Raw genomic sequence first — 24,444 nt, 5'->3', positions numbered from 1 at the left:
AAGTTCACTGAAGTCAGAGAAGAAACAGACATCGGAACCCTCACAAAAAAAGTACCCGACGGGCATACGAAAAACCTGCCAGCCGAGCGCAAACACGAGACTTAACGTGCGGCGGAAATTATCGCCGTATCAATCTCCTTGAAGCCCTTGACTGTATTGGTCGCCACGTTACGGAACACGTTGTAGGAAGAGAATGCAGCCTGATAGGCCGCCAATAACGAGGGGTCCGACGCATCTTCCTGCAAAGCGGCCAGTGCCTCATCGAGTTTGGTTTTGAGACCGGCAGCGCCGTCCTCGAAGCTCTGAGCCTGCCGGCCCAGGAAATCATCATGAAACTCAATGGGGTTTGAAACCGTAGACATAGATCACCCGTCACTATCAAAGGGGTTTAGGAAAGTACCAGGATGACGGCGTCATCTTGATGTAGCCCTGAGGGCCATACTGGAACGACTTGCCCTTGAGCCAGTCATCTTTGAGCTCGATAACGAAATGAACATAGCGCTCACCCCATTGCTGACCGAACGCTGTGACAAAGTCACCCAGGGCCTGCAACTCAGCGTCCTCAAGACTGCCCTCGACCGAAAAGGTCACACCGCCAGCATGTTTGTGTTGAGTGAAGGGCAATGCCAAGCGTTGCAAGCCTTGCTCGGCCAGATGCAGAAGTTCGTCATCATCACTTTGTACGATCTTTATTTCGCGAGCGTAGGGCGCGACTGCGACCAAAGCGCTGACCAGGCGACTCTGCAATCCGGGAGGTAGCACGCTGCGCTGACGACTGATCCATAATTGCGGAACCAGCGGATCACTGAGGTCAATACGGTGATAGGCGAGTTGTGGCGCCAAGCTGGACACCAGACTCTCCAAACGACGGCGCTCGTCGTAGGTGGTCATCACCTGAGTCGCCGAATATCCATTGCGCACCAATACCTGCCTTCCCCAAGCGGCATCGCGCTCGGCGTCAGCAAAGACGTAAATAGCCCGGTCGCGGCCGTACACTACGACCATGCTGTTGTTGCCCCCTGCAATCAGCGCCTCGACATTCGCCACAGGTGTATGCCGAGAAGCGTGCCAACCGAAAATCGCGAACCCGACCAGCATCACCAGCACGGCTCCAACCACCACTCGCCGCGAGACAAAACTGGGCACTCGAACCGGTTCAGACGCTGCGAGCACAACCGGCGCTCGTTCCAACAACTCGCTCCGCCAGGCCTCATCGAACGGGCGCACGGCGATTAGCAACCCTGATATATTTTCCAGTGACTGGAATGGAATGAGGCGTTCAACCACACCTTCGTCGCTGAAGATGCGAACATCACACCCCGAGCCGTCATTATCGCCAAGCAACACCTCGAAGTTTCGACCCCCGCACGCCAGCGGAATGTAGATCGCCTCTTCCGGAATACTCAGCGGATGTTCGGTTGAGCAAAACTTCTCCTCGGGACCCGCGACGAAAAGAGTACGCCGCTGCGCCAGAACAAATTCACAACCTTGCAGCGGGCCACTGAACACCCTCAGGACACGTTGCGTGGCGGGGGAGTCCTGCATGCTGTTCACCACCCGATCTAACAATATGAAAAGCGCCTACCGCTTCGGCTTGCGATCAATGATAGGGCGTGGAAGGCAGGCAATCCTGATCAGATCATGAGGAACACCTGTTGCAGGCGATCAGAATCCGGCTAGAAGAATGCCGCTCACCAACCTCGGCCCCGCAACGCGCGCTGAGATAATAATCAGCCATTGTTCGCTCGATTATCGACAGGTAATCATCTGAAACTTGTATGTTAGTTGTCGCCCCCAGCGTCATCACACAAAGACGCTCACCAAATACGGCGGACAACCCACGAACCACTTCGCGCTGCATTTCCAGGTCACACTGATTATCCTGTACCCGCAACGGCAAGACCAATAACGAGGGCATCAATAAGGGCAAGGATGGCAAGGCGGCTCGTTCGACGACCTCTCCTACAAACCGATATCCCTTGCCATAGACCGTTTTGATGTAGTCATTCTCCCGCCCCAACAACTTGCGCAGCGCATAAATGCAGCGGGTAAGAGACTCTTCGGCCACGTCGCAACTGGCCCACACCTGGTCGAGCAGCCAGCCCTTGAGAACCAGCGAACCCGCCGACCTCAACAATAGCCGTAGCACATGCAACTCCTTGGGTGGCAGATGCAATTCGGTACCATCACGCAGAAGCAACCCATCCTCCTGCAATATCCATTGGCCAAAAAAAAACGATTGACTTGGCAATTGATCAGCACCCCCTTCCATAACGCAATTTCACCCCCAATGCGATGGATATACCGTGGCGTTGGCGAAGTTAACCCATGCCCCGGATTGAGTCGCCAACTATAGGGAAATTGGCCCCTATGATATTTACTACTTTTCTGATCAAAATAGCGACAAAGTGCTTCTGCGTTGTAGCCCTTGTCAACAGACAGCCTGTTCAGCGTTCGCGTAGCTGGCCGGGAGCCCTGCAGAATTTAAACTTCCGAAGGACGCCGATTGGGTTTCTCGGAGTTTCGTACAGAACCTTGCTTGTGGATACCTGGGTCGAGACTGGTAAGCGGCACTCTTATATCCGGATTCTGATCGTTTGCATCGGGCGTCCCTCATGATCTGATCAGGATTGTTTGCCGGCCACTCCCTATCGTTGTCACTGGAAAATACACCCGGATTGCTAATAGCCAAAGCAGGGTCGCAGTGTAAGGCCGCGACCGGGCTATTTATGTCTTCGCTGACTCCGAGCGCGATGCCACAATGGGTACTCGGCGACTCAGGTGATGACCAACTACGACGAGCGCCGTCGTTTGGAGAGCCTGGTGTCCAGACTGGCACCGCAACTCGCCTATCACCGCATGGACCTCAGTGATCCGCTGGTTCCACAAAGCCAAACTCGATGAATCATACTTTCTTTTGCATATAAAATACAGGATTAGCGATGCTTACCCGACACCATTCTTTACCAAACTTACAAACCATCAACCACGCTCGTGCATCGTCAAGCGAAAGCAATTCGCCCCCAAGAAAATCAGGCTCACCTGACTCAGCCATCTTTTCCTGTCCTCCATCTGAAGCGGTGCTAACAATGGTTGATAAAATTGCCGATGCATTGACAACAGAGCCACCTTGCGCGCTCAATGGCAGTTCACTTGAATTGTTGAGCCTGGCACTTGTCAGAAACAAAGACTGGCCAGCTGACACGCCTCTGGCCTGGAAACATAGTGCAAATGCAACGCCCCACACTGCCTTTGTCCCCGGCGATGATAAACACTGGGCAAACTTTGACACTTTATCCGAAGCGCGAAAAGAAAAAAGCATTTGCATATGCCATGATGGCAAACATGGTTATTCCGCAACCCTGGCAGGAAAAACATGGGAAGCATCAGGCGATGACGCCATCTTTAAATTAATGCTGGCCATCAAAGGTGACGTTGCGACAGACACCATTGGCGACAGACCTGCTGCTGAACTGCGAAGGGTTTTCTCTGAAAACATCCGCGAACAACGCTGTCGCCTGGGAAATCTCTGGAACGATGGACTACAGGATCAAAAATTGGGCGATGTGAGCGCTGCCGTTATTTCAGGGAACATAACGAATCATGTGAATAGCCTGCCCGTCAAGTTGGAAGTACTCGCTCAATGGGCCAATCTTGCCACGAGACCGGCTTGCAAATACACGCCCGTCATAGTCAGCGGCCCAATCACAGAAGATGTCATCAATAGCATGCAGAGGGTACGTCAAAATAGAATTGACATCTGCAGAGAACTTTCCATGGATCGGGAGACCCCTGGCACCGGCAATTGGTTTTCTTTTATCAGAGGGCCCCAACTGCACGAGCCGCAACTGCACAACGGGACGGTGCCTGCAATTGTCTTAAGCGGGGGCAGCGCCAGTAAGCTCACTGCGGATCTTGGCAAGGATTACAGCCTGGCTTGGCATCCAAAAAACATGAACAATGAACCGGTGTACCTGCTTGTCCACAAACAGGATTACCAGGTTTACGATTCGACAATGAAAGAGGTGCTTGAGCAGAACCCGAATATGCACCTTATTGGCTGGGATGGTGGCAAGTTGACGGGTTTTGGTGCTGCTCGGGCAGCGGCTTTAGCCTTCGCTGATTCACTGCCGTACTGCCCTGACCGAATCATGATGCTCGATCAGGATGTTGTCAAAACCGAACAGACCAGGCATACCAACCCAACGGTACGGAGCAATGTGGAAAGTCTGCATGAGACGACTAACCAACCGATTGTTGCCTACGGTGTCGGTTACGGGACACGGCAGGAAACGCCTGAACCTTTTGCAGAGACGGCCCCAGCTACCCAGGAAGACTTGAACACTCCGGTGCAGCAGTATGTTTCAATCAGGGCCCCCTTCCGTGAACAGGGAAGTGATGGAATTTATCCTGCCTTCATGGTGGCAGGTGGTGAAGATATGCTGATGAGTCTTGAGCTAAACATGTTCCAGGAAAAACGCAATACGGCGTTACCGGGAGCGAGGATTTTCAAGAAAGAACTGCAAGGACAGACAGACACGCCAAATACCTACTGGAATGAAGGACGCGCTGAAACCCTGAAGGCTCTATTTGAAGCAGAGAAGAATACCTTGGTGGAATTTGAAGGTCGCAACATGAGCCTGGATGATCTCATGGCGAACTTCCAAGAGAAAAAATTGATCACTTCACACCCAAGCGTTGAGTCCTACAGTGTTGCAGCGTGCGTTATAGAACGTATTATTGTGCGACTGAGCAAGTTACAAGGAAACGCCTAACACGTTTTCCCCCAGCCCTAAACAAGTCAGGTTCCGACGGTGCACGGCCGATCCCTCGGCCGTCAAATGCCTCTAAACCAGATTTTGCCCCGGTTCTTACGCGCTAGCATCATGACTGAGGCAGCGACTTTTTCGGTACTCACCCGCGGGAGCGCTCCAACTGTGGCTGCGCCGTCAAACCTTCAAATGCGTTCCCCATGGCCTTGGTCGCACTCTGCTGCTGCTCCTCGGTTTCGAATTCCACGTAGTTGTCCGGGAACTTGAAGTGCGAATCCATCGAGGACCAGAAGTCATCGTTCTGCTGCTGGCCCTTGTCCCAGATCCGCTCCGAAAGCGACACCACATCGTTGCGCATCAATTGCGGTTGCTCCTGACCCTGGCGGATCACGGCATCGACATGCCCGCGCAACCCGTTGGGGCCAGTCGCTTCGATCGTGCTTTTGTTCGGGCGGCTGAAGTAGCGGTCGCCGCGAAATTCAGTGCCTTTGAGCGTCTGATAATCCTCACCGATCTTGTTAATGAAGTCGGCGAGCATCTTGCTGTTGGGGTGGCTGGCCAGCAACGCATTGGCAAAATAGGGCGTGGCGCTGCCGCTGGCTTCGTTCTTGGCGCCGGCCAGCCCCACCAGCATCAGGTTCGGATGCGCTTGCAGTTCGCCACTGAGTGGTTGCAAGCATTCCAGATCGATGTCCGCGTATACGCCACCGTATTCATGTAAAATTTCATAGCGGGCAATGTCGGACGCGGCCGGGTAAGCGCCGTTGCGGCCAATGATTTCGTGCTGATAGGCATCTTTGTTCTGGAGCCGGATATCACTGGGATTGCTCAAGTCACGGATCTCGATGTTTTTGACGTCAGCGAATTTCTCCTTTAACGCTGTCAGAGACGAGACATCACGTTGCGGATCGCTGGCACAACGGTCCCAAGAGCGCACCGTCTGGTCCAGAATCAAGCGCTCGGCCTGGAAAAACTTATCGTCATTGCCGCGAGTGTGCTGTTGGAAGGCTGCCAGTACCTGGTCCGCGTTCTGTGCGGTCACCTTTTTGTCGGTGCCCGGCAACAGCTGCTCTTTCAAGGACTCGTTGCCCTTGTCTGACAACTGTTTGTTCAGTTCGCTCAGTGCCTGCCGCTGTGCCCCCATGTGCAGGAGTGCATCGGTGTTACCCAGTGTGGCCTTGAGCTGACTGAACAGCCCGCGCAATGCTTTTTCAGCCTGATAGTCCGGAAAAATCTCTTCGGCTTCCTGGCGAGCGGTCTTATTGTTGGCGTAGGCATCGAACTGTTGCGAGTCGACCCATAACATGATCGTACTGGTCGGGTTTTTATCCGCCCATTGCCTCAGATATTTGTCCTGGCTCTCGCTCGGTTGAGAGCCCACCCAAACCATGTGGATGTTGGAGGGGACCGTCTGGAACTCACGCTTTGGATAAACTTCAGCAAAAGCTTTCGGGGCCTGTGCGGCGTCAACACCGGAGGTTGACGACACCGGCAGTCGGGACACGACAGGGGAATTGTAGATCAGCATGCTGACTCCTTGGCAACTGGATAAACTGTGTACCAGCATCACAACATTGCCTAACGAGAAATTTCAATTTAGGATTATTTTTATCGACTTTCAGCACAGGTAGCGATTAGAGATTTGCCCATGCGCGCAGAATATCTTATCCAACCCTAACTACGCGTCCTTATCGACGCGTAGTTTCTAACTTTCACTCAGACGGATGCCTGAGCGATCGCTTGATGAACCAAGCGATAAAGATCCGCCACATTACGCACACCGGCCAAACCCTCTGGAGGCAGTTCAATATCCAGAAAGTGGTTGATCTCCAGAGCAATATCCAAAACATTCAACGAGTCCGCACCAAGGTCCTCCACCAAGCGGGCATTTGAGGTAACGGCCTCGACATCGACCAGGAGTTTATCGGCGAGAATCGCGATGATGATGTCGTCTATTTCAAGCTTCATCTTGTTATTCTTTCATCCTCAACGAACGGCGCCGTCAGCCAATTCCGCTCGCGATCGCCTTGAGCATTTCTGCATACTGGCTCAATTGCGAGGAGAGAATCTTGTTGAAATTCTCGTGGTACGAGTTGGCGTTACCGTACTTGGTGGTGAATAACTGTAGCTGGTTCTTCAGATCGCCTTCCAGGCTGTTAAAACCGGTTTGCCAGGCTTGAAACTTTGCGGTATCCCACTTCGCGCCAAATGGGGGAGCCGCTGCGATCATTCCATCCAGCGGTGACAAGTCCATCATCACTCGATAGCCACCCTTGCCATCAGGCTGCACACATGAAGCAGGCAACCCTAGGGCTTTGGCCCACTTCTCTGCATCCTCCTTTGTCGCAGATCCCCCATCGGCGGTGGGATAGAGGACGCCCTCCGGGGCTTTCTGATACTTATTACGCAACGCCGTTAACGCTTGGCGCAATCCCGCACTGACTGTGACTTCCTTGCCGTCGTCTCCACCTTTTATCCAGTCCCCCATCTTCGCCATGATGGTTTCGTTGAATTCCTTGAAAAAGTCTGAGTATTTAGCCAGCAACTCCTCGTAGATCGCCAGGTATTCGCCTTTGATAAAACCGATCATCGCCAGCAATTGCTTAAAAAAATCGGCGCTGTCACTGACCGGGTACAACGCATTGCGAATATCTTCTGGCGCATGTGGCAAATCGCCTAGCGTCTTGAGCGTTTCATTCATCCAATGCAGGCTTTCGGGGCTAGCCGGCAGGGCAAGGTTTGCCAACTTGCGTATCTCGGCTTCCAGCAAATGCCCCTGAACCTTGCTGGCCTCTACTTTTTCGAGCACCGTTCGTGCGGATTGCTCCGTCTTGACGTTCTCTGCAAGGCGCTCGTTGAAGTACTTACGCGTAGCCTCGTCACCGGCCGAGGGATCACCAGGGCCGGCAATAGGAGGCAGATAAAACGCCTTCACTGCAATACTTATCTCCTGAAGGCGGGTACTCAGGGCGCCTAACCGGGACACCACCGACTGCGTCTGCCGTTCAGCCACCGACGGGAGCGGGCGATGATCGACCTCATGGCTGCCAATCTGCTCATCCGACGGCTGATCGACACGCGGCGCAATGGCAGGGTAGAAACTAGTTTCGATTTTCATGATTCATCTCCTGATCATGCGCGCGCAGAGGCGAAGCTACTGATGGTGGAGGCGCGGCTGTCGACCAGCTGTTGGATGGCGTCGAGCACCTTGCTGATCAGCGCCGTATTTTCATGGATATTCTGGTTGGCGACATCACTGACCGCCTTGTTCAGGCCCTGCTCGGACTGATGCAGCACTTCGCGCTGACGCTCTGAGTACTCTTGCATACGCAGGATGGCGGACAACCCGGAGCTGATGATCATCGCCATAGAGCTGATGGCACCGCCAACGGTCAGGTTGCCCTCGTAGGTTTTCGCCTGCAGAGCACTTTTCATGCGTGCTTGCGTGGCCTGGGCAACCGCCTCACGAATGTTCGACTCAAGGGCCGCCCGCTTGCTCGGGTCGAGGTCCAGGTCAACGCGCATCTGCTGGGCCTGCGCATCGAACCTTGCCGCATCCATCTGGTTGGTCTTGATATCAGTATGCTTCTGGCTCTGCCCGCGCAAGGTCAACGCGGTACCCGCGGCGGACATGGTGGCGGCGACGACCGCACCACTGACCGCCGCCCACATCGCGGCCTCACCACCGGCCATGATTGCAACACCTTGCGCAATGGCGGCCTCATAGGCCATCTGGGTGAACTTGCCGCTCATTTCAGCGCTCGATTTGCGTGCGATATTGACCGCAATAATCGACGCCACCAACACACCGATATGTTTTTCCCACGCGCCGGGATCGAACGACAACAGGTCCGTCACCGGATCTTTCACTGCGCCCTCCGCCCCCTCTTTCTCCTGCTGGCCCACCGTGGCCAGAAACAAGCCCATCATCGCCTTGCTTTCGCTCTCGCTGAACCCAGAGGTATCCAGGAGCTGATTCAACTGCTGAGGCGTCATTGCTTCGACAGCCTGTATGGTCCCCGGCATCAACACCTGCGCATCCAGCCGTCCGCTGATACTACTGACCGACAACGGCTGTTTTTGATCGACGACCTTACCTGCCACTTCTGCAGCCTGTGGGCTGACTACCGATGGGGAACGACTATTGATTACTAATTCCATGAGTTCCAACCCTGTTGAATCAAATATTGCGTGCCATGCTCAAGCTGTTGCTGTTGCTACTGTCCTGGATGCTGAAGGCTTGCTTGATGGCGTTATCCTTGGCCTTCATGGACTGATCGAAGAGCTGAACCATGTCGTTCAGATGGTTTTTCAACGCCTCGGAGATAACCTTGGCGAACTCGAAATCGGCCAGGTGTTGCGCCGCGTTGCGCTGGTGAATACCTTTCTTGATTTCCAACGCGGACTGGGCCGCGACACCGCCGGCCTCTACCACTGCCACCGAAGCAGCCAGGCGCGATGCATAGAGCTCCAGGGAGATCGCATCCGACTTGAGGCCCAGGCTGGTACGGGCCTTGGTCATGACACTGGAAAAACCATTGCCGACCGCCCGCGCGGCCTGCTTGAGCATTTGTGGCGTCATCTCGTTGGCCAATTTACCGAACATGTTGCTCATCGCATTGGCGACCCGCCCCGCAGCCGCCTTGCCGACGACCGCGACAACCACCAGTACCGCGACCATGGCCACGGCGCCAATGATCGCGCCCATGATCATCCCCGCCATCTCGGCCGCCGCCCCATCGACGCCGGCCTTTTTCAGAAGATCCGCAATGCCCTTGCCGATTGCCTGGATCATCGGGCCGAGTATGTTGTCCATCAGAGGCTTCATGGCCTGCTCCATGAACGACACCCCAGTCAACTGCTTTACAAGCATGTCCGCGCCCATCAAGGCCACACCGACAGCGGCCAGCGCCAGACTGGCTCCGCCCGTGAAGGCAGCGCCGACCACACTGACAACGGTCAGCACCGCGCCCAGAATCTTGCCGATACACCCCATCGCCTTGCTGGCAGCTTCGGCTTTTCGCACTTGCTCCAGGTACTCTTCAGACTTCTTCTCCATGAATTCCTGGCGCGCCGCCTGCATGCTGCGGAACAGCTCTTGTTCCGCTTCCAGCTTGTTTTCAGCGCTTTCGCCCATCAGCTCTGCAAAGCGTGTCATCAGCAGCACCATGGTCGCAGCTGCGTTCAGCTGACTCTTGGTACCATCGAGCACCGGCTTGTCGCCCTGCCCCGCGTTTTCCACCAGCCCGGCCAGAGCCTCAGCCTTTTTGCCCGCCTCACTCGCCACCTTGGCTGCGGCCTCAAACGCCATGCTGGCCTTGCTCAGTTGTTGTTGGGCGGCGCTCAGGTTGCCTTGCGCCAGATCGCGTGCCGCCAGTGCTTTGGCATGCTCGGGAGTGCCCGGCTCGGTTTGCCCCAGCGCCCTTTCAGCATCCGCCAGCGCCCTTTGCGCGCTGTCGACTCTAGCCTTGGCCGCCGCGAGCTCTTTCTCGGAGGCGCTCGCAGAGGCGACAGCCGCTTCAAGTTCCGCCAGCGCGCTCAGGTAATCGTCTGACAATGCCTTGTTGCCGTCAGCGCTGGCCTTGGCTACCGACCTGAGGATTTCCATGCGTGACTTGAGCGACTCCATGCTGACGTCACCCAGCAAGGAGATGAGTGAGGCCATCAGCAAGGTGAACGTGTCGCCAGACTCCTTTTTTGCACTCTGCGCACCGGGCAGTGGCGCAGCCAGGCGCGGCCTGCCCACCTCAGCATCCTTACCCCCTTGCGACTGATCGGCGTAGCTCACCGCTTGCAGGTTGGCCAGTGCCGTATCGGCGGCGCGTTGATAGGCTTTGGTGTTGGCCGCTTTACTCGCCGCCTCTGCATAGCTTGTATTGCCGGACTGACGGGCCAGCGTTTCCGGGGATATGCGTGAGTACAAGGCCCTGATATCCATTACAACTTTTCTCCCGCATGGTCAGCGTCGACATTGCTCAACGCGTTCAGGTAAGCCTGGGCCTGCTCGCGCATACCCGGCTCCTGAACACGCTCGATGACATATTCAAAACACAGCTTGGCCTTGCCGACTTTGCCCAGCGCAAGTTGGCATTGACCGGTGTACAGCATCGGGCGGTAGTCATGCTTGCCTTGGGCAAACGCCACCGCATACAGATCAACCGCTTTCTGATGGTTCTGCTTGAGCTGATGCACCGCCGCCAGCCCCATCCAGTACTGCGGGTTATAAAAGTCGTAGATGCAGAGAAAATGGAAAAACTTTTCCGCATCATCCAGACGCCCCTGCTCATAGAACTCATAGGCAAAGGCGTAGAGGCTATCCATCTGCTCGGTACTGACGCCGCGCAGCGCCTTGAGCGGTGCACCATCAAGTACGGCCTGCATCACATGCTCGGCAATCCGGTCCTCGTCCTGCTCTGTGTGTGTTCGACTGTTCATGACCACTTGCTCCTGAGTGTTCCTTAAGCGGGGCTGACAGCGCCAATTGAGCCACTTGACAGCAAAGGGTGCCGTCACAAAACGCTCATCGTGGGAATCGTGAATCACGCATACCTGTATGCGGTCTCGCAAGAAGCCCATCAGGCCTGCTCGGCCTGCTCGAGCCAGACCAGCAGTCGCAGGACGTTTTCGATTTCTTGCATCTGGATGAAGGTGTAGCGCTGATGGGTCTTGAAGATGCGTCTGGCCAGGGCAATGTCACTGATCACCGGCACGCCCACTTCAGCCGCGTACTTGCGCACGGCCAAGGCCCGCTGGTTGGTTTCCATCAGTGAGATAAACGGCATCACCGTGACTTCCGGGCGGAAGTAGATACCCACGGCGATGTGCGTGGGGTTGGCGACAATCACTCGCGAACCACGTATGTCGGACTTGATCTGTTCGGATAACAGCTCCTGATGCAGCTCGTGCCGCCGCCCCTTGATTTCCGGATTGCCTTCCTGCTCCTTGTGCTCGCGCTTGACCGACTGCTTGTCCATCTTCAGATCCTTGATGTACAGCCAGTACTCACACAGCGCATCGAGCATGACGATCAGCAATATGCAGCCCAGAAATGCCAGCGCCAGCACCAAAAGCAAATGAGCCCAGATCGGGAACAGATCGACGGGTTTCGCATGCAGTTGTGCAAACAGTAAATGGCGCTGAGTCAGCCAGACCATCCAGAATGCGATGACAAAACTACCCAGATACAACAGGGATTTAACGGAATCCTTCACGGTTCTGAGACTGAACAGCTTTTTAAAGCCGTTAACCGGGTTCAGTGCTCCGAAGTTCAGCTTCAGGGCCTCGCTGGCAATCGCCAGGCCGGTCTGCAACAACGTGGGCAAGGCGCTGGCGAGAAAGCACACAACGATCAGCGGGGCTACCACCTTGAACAACAGCACCCCGAGTTCGGCGGCATAACGCTGCTGATCGGCGGCGAAACCCGAAGCAATGATGCGTCGATAAACCTCCATCACCTCCAGCAGGTGACCGTTGCTCGACAGATAGATGATCGCGCATAGCATCAGGCAGGTGCTGGAGAGATCCTTGGCCTTGAAGGTCTGGCCCTTTTTCGCCGCGTCGCGACGCTTCTTGGCCGTGGGTTTTTCGGTTTTCGAGGCGCTGGACATATCAGCGCGCCTCCGGCGGGACGACCCAGTCTGCAAGCCGATCCGGCAGGGTGGCCATGCGCAGGATCTCGTCAGGCAGGTGCGGACCGAAATAGAGCATCAACACCACAAACGCGATGGCGCCTTTGACGGTGAGCGACACCGAAAACGCGTTCATTTGCGGCGCAAAACGCGCCAGCAGGCCGAGCAGCGCCTCGGTGACCAACAACGTCGCCACCACCGGCGCGCTGATAATCAGCGTTTTACTGATCAACGGATCGAGCAGGCCGAGCAACGGCTGAATCCGCAGCTCGCATCCGAATACCGGCGAGCAGAGTTGGTAGCTGCGGCTCAGGGTTTCAACCAGCAGTGCCATTCCCCCACCCTCCAGGTAGATCACTGCCGCAAACAGCTGGAGAAAATTGGCCAGCTCCGAGGTGTCGTCGCCGTTGGCCGGATCGATCGTGTTACCCAACATCGCTCCGCGCTGGTTGTCGATCAGGTTGCCCATGCCGTGCAACACCCAGAACGGCCAGGACAACAGACAGCCGAGAATCACCCCCACGCCGGCCTCTCGCAACAGCAACCCGTAGAAGCCAAGCGAGTCCAGGCGAGGCAACGTGCCGGCGGTGTAGGGCCAGAGCGCCATGCCAACCAGCACGATCACGGCGTTTCGTGGTGCTCCGGTGAGCGCGCGGCTGTTGAGGAACGGCAACATGAAAAAAACCGGTGCCAGGCGAGCGAAGCAAATCATCGCGCCGGCCAGCCAGCCATGCAGGTGGAAAAAAAGGCTAACGTCCATCGAGATTCACTTCAGGGCCAGATGCATGACTTCCCGGCTGAAACCCAGCAGCGTCTCACCGTACCAGCCAGAAAGAAGAAACAGACAGACCGACACCGCAAGCAGTTTGAAGCCGAAGGGCAAGGTTTGCTCCTGCAGCTGGGTCACGGTCTGAAACAGACCGATAAGCAAGCCCACCAGCGTAGCGACGATGATCGGCCAAGCCACCAGGATCAATATCAGGTACAGGGTTTTGTTTCCGGCAAACACCAGATCATTCATTGCGGATTCTCATTGCGCCAGGGACAGGTACTGCCCAACCAGTCCGGTAGAAAGCAGGGACCAGCCATCCAGCGCAACGAACAGCACCAGCTTGATAGGTACGGAGATGATCACCGGGCTCATCATCATCATGCCCAGGGCAAGCAAGATACTGGAGACCACCAGGTCGACGATGACGAACGGCAGATACAGGTAGAAGCCGATCTTGAAGGCAGCTTTGATTTCACTCAGTGCATAGGCTGGCAGCAACGCAAACAACGAGGGCTCCAGCTTCTCATCGGGCTCGACATCGACGGCATTCGGGTTTTCGCGCGCGATCTGCGCCCGCTCGAAGAACAGTGCCAGGTCTGGGTCGGTGTACTTGATCAGGTATTCGCGGTAACTGCCCAGACCGTTGTCGACGAATTCCACCACCGCATCGATGCTGGTGAACTCCACCCGGTTTTCCTTGTAATAGTCATAACCTTGCTGCACCACGGGGCTCATGACGAACATCGCCAGTAACAGCGCAACGGCGTTGAGGGTCATGTTCGACGGCACCTGCTGCAAGCCCAGGGCGTTGCGCACGATGACGAAGACAATCGAGAATTTGATGTAACAAGTGCCCGCGGCAATCAGGAATGGCAGCAATGAAGCCACTGCCAGCAGCCCGATCATTGAAATGTCATTCATTACCCATGCCCCGACCAACCTCACGCAGCTCGACACCCAGGCGATCGCCCAGCTGGACCAGCTCACCCACGGCGATGCACTTGCCAGCGACACGCACTTCAACGTTGCTCGCGGCCGTGGGTTCCAGAGGCAGCACCTGGCCCTCGATGCACGCGCTGAGCGTAGCCATGCTCAGGGTGAGTTCGCCCAGCACGAATTCAAGTTTGACCGGCAGCTCCGCCAGCACGCCGGGATCGCCCGGCAACAGGTTATCCGGAGGAGTGAGTTGCATGTGCAGACCTTCCTTTACAAAGGTGAACTGGCCGATACACAGGTCGGCCATGAAGAGTTGTCGGGTTTGCTCGGCGATGACCAGCACATCGCCCCTCGCCAGTTGCCGATAGGGCAATCGAGCCAGCTCGCTGTTGCCGAGCACGATGCGCAGGGCCTGCGGCACCGCGTGCAACCAAGGCTGCAGCGGGCGCGACACCTGCTTGCGCTGGCTCGGCCCTTCCAAGACCCACAAGTCACTCTGGGGTGTTCCAATGCAGGGCAGACAAGCCCCTTGCAGCGCCTCTCCCTGAATGAGCCTGAACTCGAACAGGCGCTGGTAGTCCAGCAGCTGGGGCGCAATCTCGACGGGTCGGCTGACCGCCGAGAACAGGTCCAGGATTTCCTGGCCGACGCCCTCTCGAAGCAGCCATTGCGACCATTGCGGCCCCACGGCTTGCATCCACTCGCGAGCGCCGATCATGCCTTGCCAGTGACCGTGGCAGCCTTCTGCCCGGAAGGCTAGATAGCGGGCCTGTGGCGACGGTTGGCTCAGCCGCACAGGGTGCCCTTCACCCTGCCAGCGGGCCACCGCATGGCGCCGCTCATAATCAAGTGGCTCAACGCAGCGCAACGACAGAGTAGAGGTCACGCCTGCTGCCCTGCTTGCTCACTTCTGTCTCGAAGCGTTTGGCGGCCCTCCTCTTCGACCTCCTCATCCGGTCGTGCCTGCTCAGGGCGGTCTTCATGCCCCTGCTGATCAGCCAAACGCCAGCGCGAATCCGGCACCTGCGCCAGGTGGTCGCTCAAAAAGCTGGAAACCAAGGAGCTGTCGGGATTGAGCAACAACTGATCGGGGCGCTCGCCCCCCGCCTTGCTGACCGTGATCAGACTCACAGCATTACCTTTGCTGAAGGGCACCTGAAGATAGGCCCCACCCTCCCGTGCAGTGGCTTCAGGCAGCGACTTCACATCAGCGTTCGGTTTGGCAGCCAGCGTCAAACCCATTGCGGGGTGCAAAGGCAGTGGCTTCTCCAGCAAAGGGGGTGGTTGCGCCGGTAAAGCTTGAGCGGTTTCCTGCTTGACCGGCTTATCCGCGGCAGCTTGATCGCGGGCCCAAAGCGCACTGGCACCAGCGGTCCGGTCAGGCTCCTGCGTCCGCATGGTGACCGGTAAGCGGGTAGGCGACAATGGCGCGCTCTGCTGGACCGACCCATCGAGGGCGGCCTGAGCGGGTATGGCGAGCGCATTGGCGACGGACGCCTGAACAGGCGTCTGCGCAACGGGTGGGAAACGCGTCGCCAGCAACGCCAACCGCGTATCAACCGGTGCCGGCGACAACGGTACGGAGGGCTGCTTCGTTGGCAAATGCATCGCCTGATCCACCGATACTTTGGCCGACCTGAATTCACGCTCCGCCACCGGGCGCAGCGTTGCCAGCGATGGTTTTAGCGGGAGCTCGCGCAGTGGCTGCAACTGCATCAACACCACAAGCGCACCCTGCGGCAAGTCGTCCAGTGCAACAAGGTCTTCAGAGACCTGCGGTTGATCTTCATGGCCAAGCTCATCGGAGGGTAAAAGATCCTTGACCGAACGGACTGCCGCTACAAGAGGGCCCACTGTGCTCATTTCCAATTCACCAATAGTTCGTCAATGTCGTTTTCTTCCTGGCGCCACAGACGTGAACGACGCTCGCCCAGCAAACGTTGCTCCAGACGTTGGTACTTCAGGTGCTTCTTCTGCAGAGCCTTGATCTGCTCTTGCAAACGCTCGACGCCTTGAACTGCCGCCTGTTGCTGGTCCATCACACGGACGCGCTCCAACGTCAGGTTCCCGATCTGCCGCCGAATGACCGCCTGACGCCGCAACAGCGCCAGCAACTGCGCATGGCTCAACCGCAGATGCTCGGGACGCTGACTTGCCAGGAGCTCAGCAAGCCCATGGGCCTGCTGCTCGATCGCCTGCAACTCACGCTGAAGCGGCACCAATGCGCGCAAGGCCTGATCAAGCCCTCGCTCACACGCATGCTGCCGGTAGTCGCTGAATTCCAGCAGGCGCCGAACATTAGCCAAGCAGACCATGCAGGCTCTCCAGCGCGACCTGAGGCGCGCATCTCTCGCTCAAATCCTGGCAAAGCCACGCCATCAACGCTGCGCGACAGGCCATGGCCTCATCGTTAGCCGCATTTTCCCCGGCGCGGTATTCCCCCAAATCGAGCAATACCTGCAGCTGCTCGATGCGGGCCAACACCTTGCGGGTGGTGGCCGCCAGTTGCTGAACATCGTGCCCGGTGACTTGATGCGCCACCCGACTGGCGCTACGCAGCACATCGATTGCCGGGAAATGTCCGCTGGCGGCCAGCTTGCGGCTCAGGTAGATATGCCCATCGAGGATGGAGCGAATCTCCTCGGCAACAGGGTCAGGTTCATCGTCACTTTCCAGCAATACGGTATAAAACGCGGTAATGCTCCCGTTGGCGGTCACGCCCGGACGTTCCAGCAAACGCGGCAGGGAGTCGAACACCGAAGCTGGATAACCGCGCCGCGCCGGTGCCTCCCCCGCCGCCAGCGCAAGGTCGCGGCGAGCACGGGCGTATCGGGTCATCGAGTCAAGCATCAGCACCACCTGTCGGCCTTGGTCACGGAAATACTCAGCGATTGCCGTTGCCTGTAATGCTGCATTGCAGCGGTCGATCGAGGAGAAGTCCGAGGTCGCGTACACCACCACACACCGCGTGCATTTATCCGAATGACGCAACGTCTCGACAAACTCGGTGACCTCCCGCCCCCGCTCACCGATCAGCCCGATAACAAACACATCAGCTTCGCTGTGGGCGATCAACATGTTCATCAATGAAGTCTTGCCTGACCCAGCCGCGGCAAAGATGCCAATGCGCTGGCCGATGCCGCACGTCAGCAGGCCATCGATCGCCCGTATGCCGGTGGCCATCGGCTGGTTTACCGGACGACGCTGGTGGTAGGCCGGCGGAACAGCATCCACCGGGCAGTCACGGCCCTCGAATGCATCGCCGGGGGCCAGACGTTCGACTATCCGCCCTTGGGGGTCGATCACGCTACCGAGCATGGCAGTGCTGCAGTGCAGGCTGAGCAACGCACCCGTCGGCACGATCAGCGATTCCCGGGACAACCCTTGCGCATCACCCAGCAAGCTGAGCAACACCGCACCGGGGCTGAAGCCGATCACTTGCGCTCGGGCGCTCACCGCAGTGTCCCGCCAGTTTCCTCGCACCTCGCACACTTCGCCGATAACCACATCGTGCAGTGCCGCTTCGAGCAGTGGACCATTCAAACGCAACGGGTGGGCAGCACGACGCTCCAGCGATGCCCGGCTCATTGTCAGTTGCATTGGGCATTCTCCTAAAGGGTCTTGAGCACAGTCACTGAAATGGCATCGGAGATTTCGCCAAACGACACCACGTCCAGCTCCCGAAAACGGCCCTCGATCAGTTTCTTTATGTAGCGCCGCACATCCACCGAGGCCAGGATGACCATGTCTTTCTGCGGGATGTGCAGGCTATCGAGCCCGACTGCCAGCCGGTCCATGAGATCTTCGCTGGCCGAGGGCTCCAGGTTGAGGAAACTTCCGCCAGAGGTTTGACGGATACCCTTGCGCACCACGTCCTCGAACTCCGGTGACAGCAGCAACACTCGCAGGTCGTTGCCGTTGGCAAATTTATTACTGATGTAGCGCGCCAGGCCGCCGCGCACGTGTTCAACCAGGACAATCACGTCTTTCTCGCGCGAGCCCCAGTGAGCAAGCGTTTCAAGAATCAGTTTCATGTTGCGCACCGAGATGCGCTCGGCGACCAGGCGCTGCAGGAGCTCGGCGACTTTCTGCACCGGGGCATGGCGATAGACCTCTTTGACCAGGTCTGGGTAACGCGCTTCCATCTCGTCGAGCAGGACCTTGCTTTCCTGCACGCCAAAAAACTCCGAAATATTGCGAGCCAGCAGGGTTACCAGGCAGCGGTAGAATTCGTCATAGGCCGTCCGCAACTGATGCCCCAGGTTTTGCAATTTTTCGCGCTCGGTGCTGCGCACCCATACGCTGGTTTGCTTGTTGCTGTCGACGCCCCGGGTCAGCTCCAGATCGAAGTGTTCAAGCTCTGGCTTGTAATCGACAACACGCAGCAGATCGAAGTGAATATCGAACTGGTCTGCACGAACCTCGTTGATCAATACCGCGACTTGCCCCGACGGCAGTGAGTCGGCGCCGCGCAATCGGGGTTCGGGGATCCGGATCCCGTAATCGATGAAGAACTGGCTACGAAAACGCTCACATAATCGAGCCTCACGCAGCGCTTGGACGCGAGCGCTTGGCACCAGCAACATCAAGGCGACAGTTTCGGTGGCCATGTCGTCGACATTCTCGATCAGGCCCAACTCGCTTTCGGGCTCTCCCTCCTCACCCGCCAATGGAGCGACGCTGGCAGTACCCGGGGTTTTCTTCCCCAGCCGGTAGCGAAAGTACAGCAATGCCACCAGCGCACTCGCAATGATCAGAAACACCGCAACCGGAAACCCTGGCAGCATCGCCACACCGACCGCCAGCAAGGCAGTGATACCCAGCACAAAAGGATGCCCCAGCAATTGGGTCATCATGTTGCGTCCCAGGTTGGCCTCGTCTCCATTGACACGGGTCACGATGAAACCCGCACCGATGGCGATCAGCAGCGCGGGAATCTGGGCTACCAGACCGTCACCGATTGTCAGCAACGTGTAGGTCGCCAGCGCCTCGGACATGTCCATTCCCAGTTGCCCCACACCGATTGCGATCCCACCCAGAAAGTTGACGAAGATGATGATGATCCCGGCGATCGCATCGCCCTTGATGAACTTCATGGCGCCATCGAAGGACCCGTACAACTGGCTTTCGCGCTCTAGCGTACTGCGCCGTTCACGCGCCTCCTTGGCATCGATGACACCCGCCTTGAGATCACCATCGATACTCATTTGCTTACCGGGCATGCCGTCGAGGGAGAACCGCGCCGCCACTTCCGCCACGCGTTCGGAACCCTTGGTAATGACGATGAACTGCACGATGGTGACGATAGCGAAGATCACGAAGCCCACCACCAGGCTGTCGCCAATCACAAACTCACCGAAAGACGCGATGATCTCACCGGCATCGGCCTGCACCAGGATCAGCCGACTGGTACTGATGGATAACGCCAGGCGGAACAACGTGGTGAGCAACAACAGCGCGGGAAAGGTGGAAAAACTGAGGATCCGCTCGATGTAGAACGAGCCCATGAAGACCAGGATCGCAATGACGATGTTCAGGCCGATCAGAAAATCCACCAGCGGCGTCGGCAATGGGATGATCAGCATGGCAATGATCATCACCATCAGGGCCAGGATCAGCAGCTCGGGCCGAGAAACGACATTGCGCAGGATTTTATCGAGCATGATAGGTACCGGCCTTCAAGACGAGGGGGTGAAACGAGCCGCCAACGCGGCATGCCGCTCGATGGTTTCATGGGCAAACACCAGGTCGGCCAAGTGCGTGAATTGCTCTGCGATGCGCGCCAATGCCTCGTCATCACCAAAAAGCTCCAGCGGCAGCGCCAGACAGGCCAGTCGCAACAGTTGCAACAGCTGTGCGCGCTCGTGGTGCGCAACCAGCAACAATCGCTCCCCAAACAGGCCTGACAGCAAAGGGTCGAGCTCGTCGGGAAACTGCAGCAGCCCCAGCAAGAACACCAACCAGTCCGGCTCGCTGGCGTTATGCCGGCAAATCAGTTCGTGTACGAGCAGCCTCTGGATGAACACGGCATCAACCGAACGCAGACGCTTGAGATCACCCAGTTTTTTTAGCAACTGGCCAAACTCGTCGCGTGAACAACTGGGGTCCTGGGCATCGATGTCCGTCAATAACGCAGCCTCGATGAAATCCAGCACCGGGCCACGATGCTGATAGCCGTAAATGGCTATCCACCCCTCATAGGATTCGACCGCCCCCCCTTCGGACTCAAGAAACGAGCGATAGGTGTCACGCAACAAGGCCGCTCGCAACGCCAGCACCTTGCCAAACATCTTGGCTTTGAGTGCCGAATTGATACCGGCCTTCAAACGCTTGGGCGGCGATTGAACGAGCACCTGTTGCAGTAGCGCCTCCAGACGCCGGCGGGTCGCCTCGGCCATCACTTTCTCCCGCAACAGTTGGCGCAGTACCAGCACCAGGTCGCTGTCATCGGGAAACAATCCCCTGGCCTGCGCCAGCAACCATTCGATGCTGCGCTCGGCAAGCTTGGCCAGCGACTGTATCTGCCGAGCCTTGGGAATCACGTCTTCATCCAGCACCCGCTCAAAGCTTTCTGCCAAACCTTCGAACTTGTCGCCGAAATCGCCTCTACGGCGAAACTGCGAACGCAGGGAAGCCGCCATCTCATCGCTGTTCTCAACGAATCGCTGAACGCTGGCTGCTGGAGAGGCATCGTCGTCTGGCGCTTCAACGGCCTTTGCCTGGGGCTCGCTGCCCTGATGCGGGCGCGACATCTGTACGCGCGGCCGCACTGTACCCATGGCATCCATGTCAGCGCTCCAGCGCGCGCAGCACCGCGCGGTCGGCCGGATCACGGGCCGCCTTGTCGATCACCCGCGAATCAAGCTGCATAACGCCGGGCTCCAGCAGGCTATCGAGCTCTTTAGGTTGAATCAGGAACACCCGGACCGTGTTGGATTCACGGGTCTGCCGGTAGCTGAACATCCGCCCCAGGTACGGGATATGCCCCAGCACCGGGATACGCTTGATTACCTCTCCACTCTCGTCACGGGTGAAGCCTCCAACCAGCAGGCTTTTACCCCGCGGCACCCGGGCAACAGTACTGATCCGCGTTCGGCCAACCGTCGGCAACGCGTCAACCCCAGACGACCCGTTGGTTGAATCGACCACACTGCCGTCCTCGATATTGAGCGCCATCTCAACTTCGCCGGAGGCTGAAATGCGTGGCAAGACGCTGACCAAGGTGCCGTAAGTGACATGTTCGAGCTCTACACTGCGCTCACCGATCAGCCGCGCATAAAAGGTACGGTTATTGTCGAAAATCGCCGGAACGTTTTCCTGAGTCAGCACGACCGGGCGCGAAACCACCCGGGCGCGGCTGTCGGTTTCCAGCGCCGAAATGGCAGCCATGAACGACGTGCTATCCAGCGTGCTCAGCGAGCCGCCGTTGAGCGATGCCGCCACCTTCGAGCCGACCTTGAACGACCCCTTCCAGTCGACGCCCAACTCATTGAGATCGTCCTTCTGCAGATCGATGATCCACAGGGAGAGCTCGACATGGCGCTTTGGCTCATCGAGCGCAGCAACCAGATTCTCGATAAAAAGCACCTGCTCCGGCAGCCCCTTGACCAGAAGGCTATTGGTATCGGGATAAGCCACTACGCGGATATTGCCGGCAGCCAGATCGCGAGCAATGCTCCGCGGCGCGGTCATGTCGGGAGAGTCGGGCTCGAGGGCACCCAGCCCGCCCGATGGAAAGCTCGGCATGCCACCCGGATGCGCTTCCCCGTCCTTGTTGATTGCCGCGTCGATAGCACGGCTTTCCCCCTTGAGCAGCGTCTCGATGGCCGTCGCAATGCCGGGTACCGTGATGCTTTGGTCGCGCAATTCGTATTTGCGATCTGCAACGAAGGTATTGCGCAGATTGATTACGCCAATGCGCTGCTGTCCGAGTTGCAAGCTGGCACTTTGGTTGTCCATGAATTGCGCGGCCTGCGCCACGAGGTCGACATAGATCGGCGGGCCAGAAATGTAAAAGGTCCGCAATCCATCGTGACGCAAAGGGTATCGGGCATCGCGCAACCCTGAGCTGCGCAAGAAGGCATCCAGCTTCTGGACAGTAATGGTATTCAACGAAATAACGGCGCGCTTCGCTTCGCTCGCCTCATAGACATACAACGTCTGGCCATCGCTGTACCAGATCAACGCCATTTGCCGAACGATACGCTCCAGCGTCTGCTGCGGTGCGACGAGCGAAAATTCGCCACTGATGGTGCGCCGAGCGGCTGCTTTGCTGAGGATGACCGGCTGACCCAAGGACGCTGACAGTGCATCGAAGAATGTGCGCAGGCCCTCCTGGCGAGCCACATAACCCTCTTCAGCACGAACAGAGGCAACCGAAGGAGCCATAGGCAACAGGCAACAAATCACGAGCATGACCGCGCGCGGAAAACCACTTTTAAACGTCATGAGTTTATTCGCTCGACAGGCCGGTTATATCGATCAAACTACTCGGCGCAATTCCGACCAGCTCTCTGATTTCTTTGGAAAAATGCGAGGAGGAGGCGTAACCAAACTCCAAGGCAACGTCTGTCAGGGAGGCTGCGCCTTGAGCCATGCTCAACAGCGCTCGTGCCGTACGCCACTCACGCAACTCGGACTTGGCCGTACCACCAAGCGCTTGACGGCAAAGCCTTCTGAAGTGCGAGACCGACACGCCATAGCGACCTGCAAGGTCCTGGAGCTTTACACCGCCCGAACCTTGCTCCAGCAAAAAAACGAGCAACTGATAACGCTCACTACTGCGCAAATGACGGGCAAAATCTCGATAGGCAGCATCACCTTGCAGCGCAAGGGTGAGATACCAGGACTCCAGCGCCGGCGCTGCCCGACCTTGGCCACGACCTTCGCTCAACACTGCCCAGGGCTCGCTTCGAGCAGGTTGCACCTCAGGCACGCCCCCCTGATCAATAAAGAGCTGCAATTTGAAAAGATTCATTTGCGACAAAGGCAGCACCCAGGCACTTCCACTGAGCACTTGCAATCCCGGGCGTAAGACCAGCAAGCCCTGCCACCCAGGCGCCAGGCACAAGCAAGCTGAACCCTCACGATGCGCCAGACACAAAACATCACAGCCATTGTAAATACGAATGACTTGCTCACCAGACTTCACAAGGGCACACCAATCCCTCAGGGTTAAAAGCGAGTCTGGTCTTTCGCCCGTCTCCACTTCAGCTACCACCATCACCATCACCCGGAATAGATTCCCAGCCACTATGCTGAAGACCCACCGAACAATCTTGATGAGAAACTGATGACAGCTGCGGGCACGATAAGCACTGGCGCCCCGCCCCCTCCGATCAGAACCGTTCGGCCGGGTCTGTGGTCATGAGCATTTGCTGGAATCGCTCCAGGAATATCGACTCGGCCTGAGTCAATTTCTGCTCGCGGTTCCAGAGCAGGTACACGTTCACATCGATCACCCCGTCCCACGGCGGCAAACGCCACAGCTCGTTGGCCTGCACATCCGCAGCGACGATGTGCTCCGGCAGGCAGCCGATGCCATAGCCGGCCCCCACCAAGCGCAGAATTTCATCCAGGCTCGGCGACGACGCGACAATGCGCCCGGTAAAGCCCTGCTGATCGCGAAACACCGTAAGCGGCGACAGGTTGCCGCCCATCTGGTCACTGGTGAAGCTGACAAAGTTCTCGCCTTGAAGGTCCGCGACGGTCAGGTTCTTGCGACCAAAAAAACGATGGCGCTTGCCACAGAAAAACGCGTAGCGCTGTTCGAGCAGCACCCGTTGCTCCAGCCTTGGCTGGGGGGTGCGACACAGGCTCAAACCGAATGATGCGGTCTTCTGCAACAGGCCACTGACCACATCCGAACTGCGCAGCACATCGATTTCCAGTTCCACCTGCGGGTAGTCACTGTGAAACTGCGCCAGGAAGTCGTCGTACGCACGGGACTGGATGCGGCTGATGCTGAGCAGGCGGATCTTGCCCGTCACTGTCTCGGCAGGGCTATCCAGCGCAGGCCCCAGCCGCGAGACCGTGCCGTACAGCTCGGCAGCGATCTGCATCACTTCCTGCCCCGCCTGCGACAGGGTGATGCGCGGCCCGCGACGCACCACCAGGGCACTGTTCAGTTGCTCCTCCAGGCGCCTTAGCGCCTGGCTCACAGCTGGTTGGCTCAAGTGCAGGCGTGCCGCCGCCCGGCTGATGCTGCCCTCTTGGCCGATCACCAGAAACGTGCGCAACAGGTTCCAGTCGAGGCGATCGTTGAGAAAGCGCTTGGCTTCGGGGTCTCTTGCTGGGGGCGTGGTCGTCGGCGTCATTATTTGTTGGTCTTATACTT

Annotated in this window: 24 protein-coding genes; 1 reads left to right on the top strand and 23 read right to left on the bottom strand. The window is 57.5% G+C overall.

The window, feature by feature from the left end; translation table 11 throughout:
• Positions 1 to 101: 101 nt before the first annotated feature.
• The 4 genes from ABOC32_RS12665 to ABOC32_RS12650 all read right to left on the bottom strand — a co-directional run bounded on the left by ABOC32_RS12665 (position 102) and on the right by ABOC32_RS12650 (position 3,055).
• Entirely contained in the window at positions 102 to 362 is a 261-nt protein-coding gene (locus ABOC32_RS12665; RefSeq protein WP_426811251.1) for an EscF/YscF/HrpA family type III secretion system needle major subunit, read from the bottom strand.
• Between the two features lie 16 nt (positions 363 to 378).
• Positions 379 to 1,545: a PrgH/EprH family type III secretion apparatus protein gene (locus ABOC32_RS12660; protein WP_426811250.1), complete on the bottom strand. Its 1,167-nt coding sequence runs from the start codon at positions 1,543 to 1,545 to the stop codon at positions 379 to 381.
• A 94-nt stretch (positions 1,546 to 1,639) separates the two neighbouring features.
• Positions 1,640 to 2,272 carry a winged helix-turn-helix domain-containing protein gene (locus tag ABOC32_RS12655; RefSeq protein WP_426811249.1) on the bottom strand — a complete coding sequence of 211 codons (633 nt, stop codon included), beginning with the start codon at positions 2,270 to 2,272 and terminating at the stop codon, positions 1,640 to 1,642.
• Positions 2,273 to 2,905: 633 nt separating this feature from the next.
• Entirely contained in the window at positions 2,906 to 3,055 is a 150-nt protein-coding gene (locus ABOC32_RS12650; RefSeq protein ID WP_426811248.1) for a hypothetical protein, read from the bottom strand.
• 34 nt (positions 3,056 to 3,089) lie between these two features.
• Here ABOC32_RS12650 and ABOC32_RS12645 point away from each other — a divergent pair, with 34 nt between their 5' ends.
• The gene (locus ABOC32_RS12645; RefSeq protein ID WP_426811247.1) at positions 3,090 to 4,775 is read left to right on the top strand and encodes a hypothetical protein; all 1,686 of its coding nucleotides are present in this window, start codon (positions 3,090 to 3,092) and stop codon (positions 4,773 to 4,775) included.
• Positions 4,776 to 4,914: 139 nt separating this feature from the next.
• Here ABOC32_RS12645 and ABOC32_RS12640 read toward each other — a convergent pair whose 3' ends face one another.
• The 19 genes from ABOC32_RS12640 to ABOC32_RS12550 all read right to left on the bottom strand — a co-directional run bounded on the left by ABOC32_RS12640 (position 4,915) and on the right by ABOC32_RS12550 (position 24,424).
• The gene (locus tag ABOC32_RS12640; RefSeq protein ID WP_426811246.1) at positions 4,915 to 6,300 is read right to left on the bottom strand and encodes a TcdA/TcdB catalytic glycosyltransferase domain-containing protein; all 1,386 of its coding nucleotides are present in this window, start codon (positions 6,298 to 6,300) and stop codon (positions 4,915 to 4,917) included.
• Positions 6,301 to 6,488: 188 nt separating this feature from the next.
• The gene (locus ABOC32_RS12635; protein ID WP_426811245.1) at positions 6,489 to 6,740 is read right to left on the bottom strand and encodes an acyl carrier protein; all 252 of its coding nucleotides are present in this window, start codon (positions 6,738 to 6,740) and stop codon (positions 6,489 to 6,491) included.
• Between the two features lie 34 nt (positions 6,741 to 6,774).
• Complete coding sequence (locus ABOC32_RS12630; protein WP_426811244.1) at positions 6,775 to 7,890, bottom strand: IpaD/SipD/SspD family type III secretion system needle tip protein; 1,116 nt, start codon at positions 7,888 to 7,890, stop codon at positions 6,775 to 6,777.
• Between the two features lie 14 nt (positions 7,891 to 7,904).
• Positions 7,905 to 8,933, bottom strand: a complete 1,029-nt coding sequence (locus tag ABOC32_RS12625) for an IpaC/SipC family type III secretion system effector (RefSeq protein WP_426811243.1) — start codon at positions 8,931 to 8,933, stop codon at positions 7,905 to 7,907.
• A 19-nt stretch (positions 8,934 to 8,952) separates the two neighbouring features.
• Positions 8,953 to 10,710, bottom strand: coding sequence for a type III secretion system translocon subunit SctE (sctE, locus tag ABOC32_RS12620; protein ID WP_426811242.1), 1,758 nt, complete (start codon positions 10,708 to 10,710; stop codon positions 8,953 to 8,955).
• Entirely contained in the window at positions 10,710 to 11,207 is a 498-nt protein-coding gene (gene sicA, locus ABOC32_RS12615; RefSeq protein WP_426811241.1) for a type III secretion system translocator chaperone SicA, read from the bottom strand. Before sicA ends, sctE begins: the two co-directional genes overlap by 1 nt.
• A 140-nt stretch (positions 11,208 to 11,347) precedes the next feature.
• Entirely contained in the window at positions 11,348 to 12,379 is a 1,032-nt protein-coding gene (locus ABOC32_RS12610) for an EscU/YscU/HrcU family type III secretion system export apparatus switch protein (RefSeq protein ID WP_426811240.1), read from the bottom strand.
• Between the two features lies 1 nt (position 12,380).
• Positions 12,381 to 13,160, bottom strand: a complete 780-nt coding sequence (gene sctT / locus ABOC32_RS12605; protein WP_426811239.1) for a type III secretion system export apparatus subunit SctT — start codon at positions 13,158 to 13,160, stop codon at positions 12,381 to 12,383.
• Between the two features lie 6 nt (positions 13,161 to 13,166).
• Positions 13,167 to 13,421, bottom strand: a complete 255-nt coding sequence (locus tag ABOC32_RS12600; RefSeq protein WP_426811238.1) for an EscS/YscS/HrcS family type III secretion system export apparatus protein — start codon at positions 13,419 to 13,421, stop codon at positions 13,167 to 13,169.
• A gap of 9 nt (positions 13,422 to 13,430) precedes the next feature.
• On the bottom strand, positions 13,431 to 14,093 hold the full coding sequence (locus ABOC32_RS12595) for an EscR/YscR/HrcR family type III secretion system export apparatus protein (protein ID WP_426811237.1): 663 nt from the start codon (positions 14,091 to 14,093) through the stop codon (positions 13,431 to 13,433).
• A complete protein-coding gene (locus ABOC32_RS12590; RefSeq protein WP_426811236.1) occupies positions 14,086 to 14,994 on the bottom strand; it encodes a FliM/FliN family flagellar motor switch protein in 909 nt (302 codons plus the stop codon). Before ABOC32_RS12590 ends, ABOC32_RS12595 begins: the two co-directional genes overlap by 8 nt.
• Positions 14,991 to 15,971, bottom strand: coding sequence for a hypothetical protein (locus tag ABOC32_RS12585; RefSeq protein ID WP_426811235.1), 981 nt, complete (start codon positions 15,969 to 15,971; stop codon positions 14,991 to 14,993). Before ABOC32_RS12585 ends, ABOC32_RS12590 begins: the two co-directional genes overlap by 4 nt.
• Positions 15,968 to 16,423, bottom strand: a complete 456-nt coding sequence (locus ABOC32_RS12580) for a hypothetical protein (protein ID WP_426811234.1) — start codon at positions 16,421 to 16,423, stop codon at positions 15,968 to 15,970. The genes ABOC32_RS12585 and ABOC32_RS12580 overlap by 4 nt, the downstream gene beginning before the upstream one ends.
• The gene (gene sctN, locus ABOC32_RS12575) at positions 16,407 to 17,708 is read right to left on the bottom strand and encodes a type III secretion system ATPase SctN (RefSeq protein ID WP_426811233.1); all 1,302 of its coding nucleotides are present in this window, start codon (positions 17,706 to 17,708) and stop codon (positions 16,407 to 16,409) included. The genes ABOC32_RS12580 and sctN overlap by 17 nt, the downstream gene beginning before the upstream one ends.
• A gap of 11 nt (positions 17,709 to 17,719) precedes the next feature.
• On the bottom strand, positions 17,720 to 19,771 hold the full coding sequence (locus ABOC32_RS12570; protein WP_426811232.1) for an EscV/YscV/HrcV family type III secretion system export apparatus protein: 2,052 nt from the start codon (positions 19,769 to 19,771) through the stop codon (positions 17,720 to 17,722).
• A 15-nt stretch (positions 19,772 to 19,786) separates the two neighbouring features.
• Complete coding sequence (gene sctW / locus ABOC32_RS12565; protein WP_426811231.1) at positions 19,787 to 20,896, bottom strand: type III secretion system gatekeeper subunit SctW; 1,110 nt, start codon at positions 20,894 to 20,896, stop codon at positions 19,787 to 19,789.
• 1 nt (position 20,897) lies between these two features.
• Positions 20,898 to 22,556: a type III secretion system outer membrane ring subunit SctC gene (gene sctC / locus ABOC32_RS12560; protein ID WP_426811230.1), complete on the bottom strand. Its 1,659-nt coding sequence runs from the start codon at positions 22,554 to 22,556 to the stop codon at positions 20,898 to 20,900.
• A 4-nt stretch (positions 22,557 to 22,560) separates the two neighbouring features.
• A complete protein-coding gene (locus ABOC32_RS12555; protein WP_426811596.1) occupies positions 22,561 to 23,178 on the bottom strand; it encodes a helix-turn-helix domain-containing protein in 618 nt (205 codons plus the stop codon).
• Positions 23,179 to 23,446: 268 nt separating this feature from the next.
• Positions 23,447 to 24,424 carry a LysR family transcriptional regulator gene (locus tag ABOC32_RS12550; protein ID WP_426811229.1) on the bottom strand — a complete coding sequence of 326 codons (978 nt, stop codon included), beginning with the start codon at positions 24,422 to 24,424 and terminating at the stop codon, positions 23,447 to 23,449.
• Between the last annotated feature and the right edge of the window lie 20 nt (positions 24,425 to 24,444).

The sequence above is a fragment of the Pseudomonas sp. WOUb67 genome (assembly GCF_050058005.1).
Classification (GTDB): domain Bacteria; phylum Pseudomonadota; class Gammaproteobacteria; order Pseudomonadales; family Pseudomonadaceae; genus Aquipseudomonas; species Aquipseudomonas putida_R.
Note: the sequence above shows the minus strand (reverse complement) of the source record. Positions and strands in the feature narration are given on the sequence as shown.

Coding starts and splice junctions, on each gene's coding strand:
- ABOC32_RS12665 (WP_426811251.1), bottom strand. CDS start 362: ATGTCTACGGTTTCAAACCCCATTGAGTTTCATGATGATTTCCTGGGC.
- ABOC32_RS12660 (WP_426811250.1), bottom strand. CDS start 1,545: ATGCAGGACTCCCCCGCCACGCAACGTGTCCTGAGGGTGTTCAGTGGC.
- ABOC32_RS12655 (WP_426811249.1), bottom strand. CDS start 2,272: ATGGAAGGGGGTGCTGATCAATTGCCAAGTCAATCGTTTTTTTTTGGC.
- ABOC32_RS12650 (WP_426811248.1), bottom strand. CDS start 3,055: ATGGCTGAGTCAGGTGAGCCTGATTTTCTTGGGGGCGAATTGCTTTCG.
- ABOC32_RS12645 (WP_426811247.1), top strand. CDS start 3,090: ATGGTTGATAAAATTGCCGATGCATTGACAACAGAGCCACCTTGCGCG.
- ABOC32_RS12640 (WP_426811246.1), bottom strand. CDS start 6,300: ATGCTGATCTACAATTCCCCTGTCGTGTCCCGACTGCCGGTGTCGTCA.
- ABOC32_RS12635 (WP_426811245.1), bottom strand. CDS start 6,740: ATGAAGCTTGAAATAGACGACATCATCATCGCGATTCTCGCCGATAAA.
- ABOC32_RS12630 (WP_426811244.1), bottom strand. CDS start 7,890: ATGAAAATCGAAACTAGTTTCTACCCTGCCATTGCGCCGCGTGTCGAT.
- ABOC32_RS12625 (WP_426811243.1), bottom strand. CDS start 8,933: ATGGAATTAGTAATCAATAGTCGTTCCCCATCGGTAGTCAGCCCACAG.
- sctE (WP_426811242.1), bottom strand. CDS start 10,710: ATGGATATCAGGGCCTTGTACTCACGCATATCCCCGGAAACGCTGGCC.
- sicA (WP_426811241.1), bottom strand. CDS start 11,207: ATGAACAGTCGAACACACACAGAGCAGGACGAGGACCGGATTGCCGAG.
- ABOC32_RS12610 (WP_426811240.1), bottom strand. CDS start 12,379: ATGTCCAGCGCCTCGAAAACCGAAAAACCCACGGCCAAGAAGCGTCGC.
- sctT (WP_426811239.1), bottom strand. CDS start 13,160: ATGGACGTTAGCCTTTTTTTCCACCTGCATGGCTGGCTGGCCGGCGCG.
- ABOC32_RS12600 (WP_426811238.1), bottom strand. CDS start 13,421: ATGAATGATCTGGTGTTTGCCGGAAACAAAACCCTGTACCTGATATTG.
- ABOC32_RS12595 (WP_426811237.1), bottom strand. CDS start 14,093: ATGAATGACATTTCAATGATCGGGCTGCTGGCAGTGGCTTCATTGCTG.
- ABOC32_RS12585 (WP_426811235.1), bottom strand. CDS start 15,971: ATGAGCACAGTGGGCCCTCTTGTAGCGGCAGTCCGTTCGGTCAAGGAT.
- ABOC32_RS12580 (WP_426811234.1), bottom strand. CDS start 16,423: ATGGTCTGCTTGGCTAATGTTCGGCGCCTGCTGGAATTCAGCGACTAC.
- sctN (WP_426811233.1), bottom strand. CDS start 17,708: ATGCAACTGACAATGAGCCGGGCATCGCTGGAGCGTCGTGCTGCCCAC.
- ABOC32_RS12570 (WP_426811232.1), bottom strand. CDS start 19,771: ATGCTCGATAAAATCCTGCGCAATGTCGTTTCTCGGCCCGAGCTGCTG.
- sctW (WP_426811231.1), bottom strand. CDS start 20,896: ATGGATGCCATGGGTACAGTGCGGCCGCGCGTACAGATGTCGCGCCCG.
- sctC (WP_426811230.1), bottom strand. CDS start 22,556: ATGACGTTTAAAAGTGGTTTTCCGCGCGCGGTCATGCTCGTGATTTGT.
- ABOC32_RS12550 (WP_426811229.1), bottom strand. CDS start 24,424: ATGACGCCGACGACCACGCCCCCAGCAAGAGACCCCGAAGCCAAGCGC.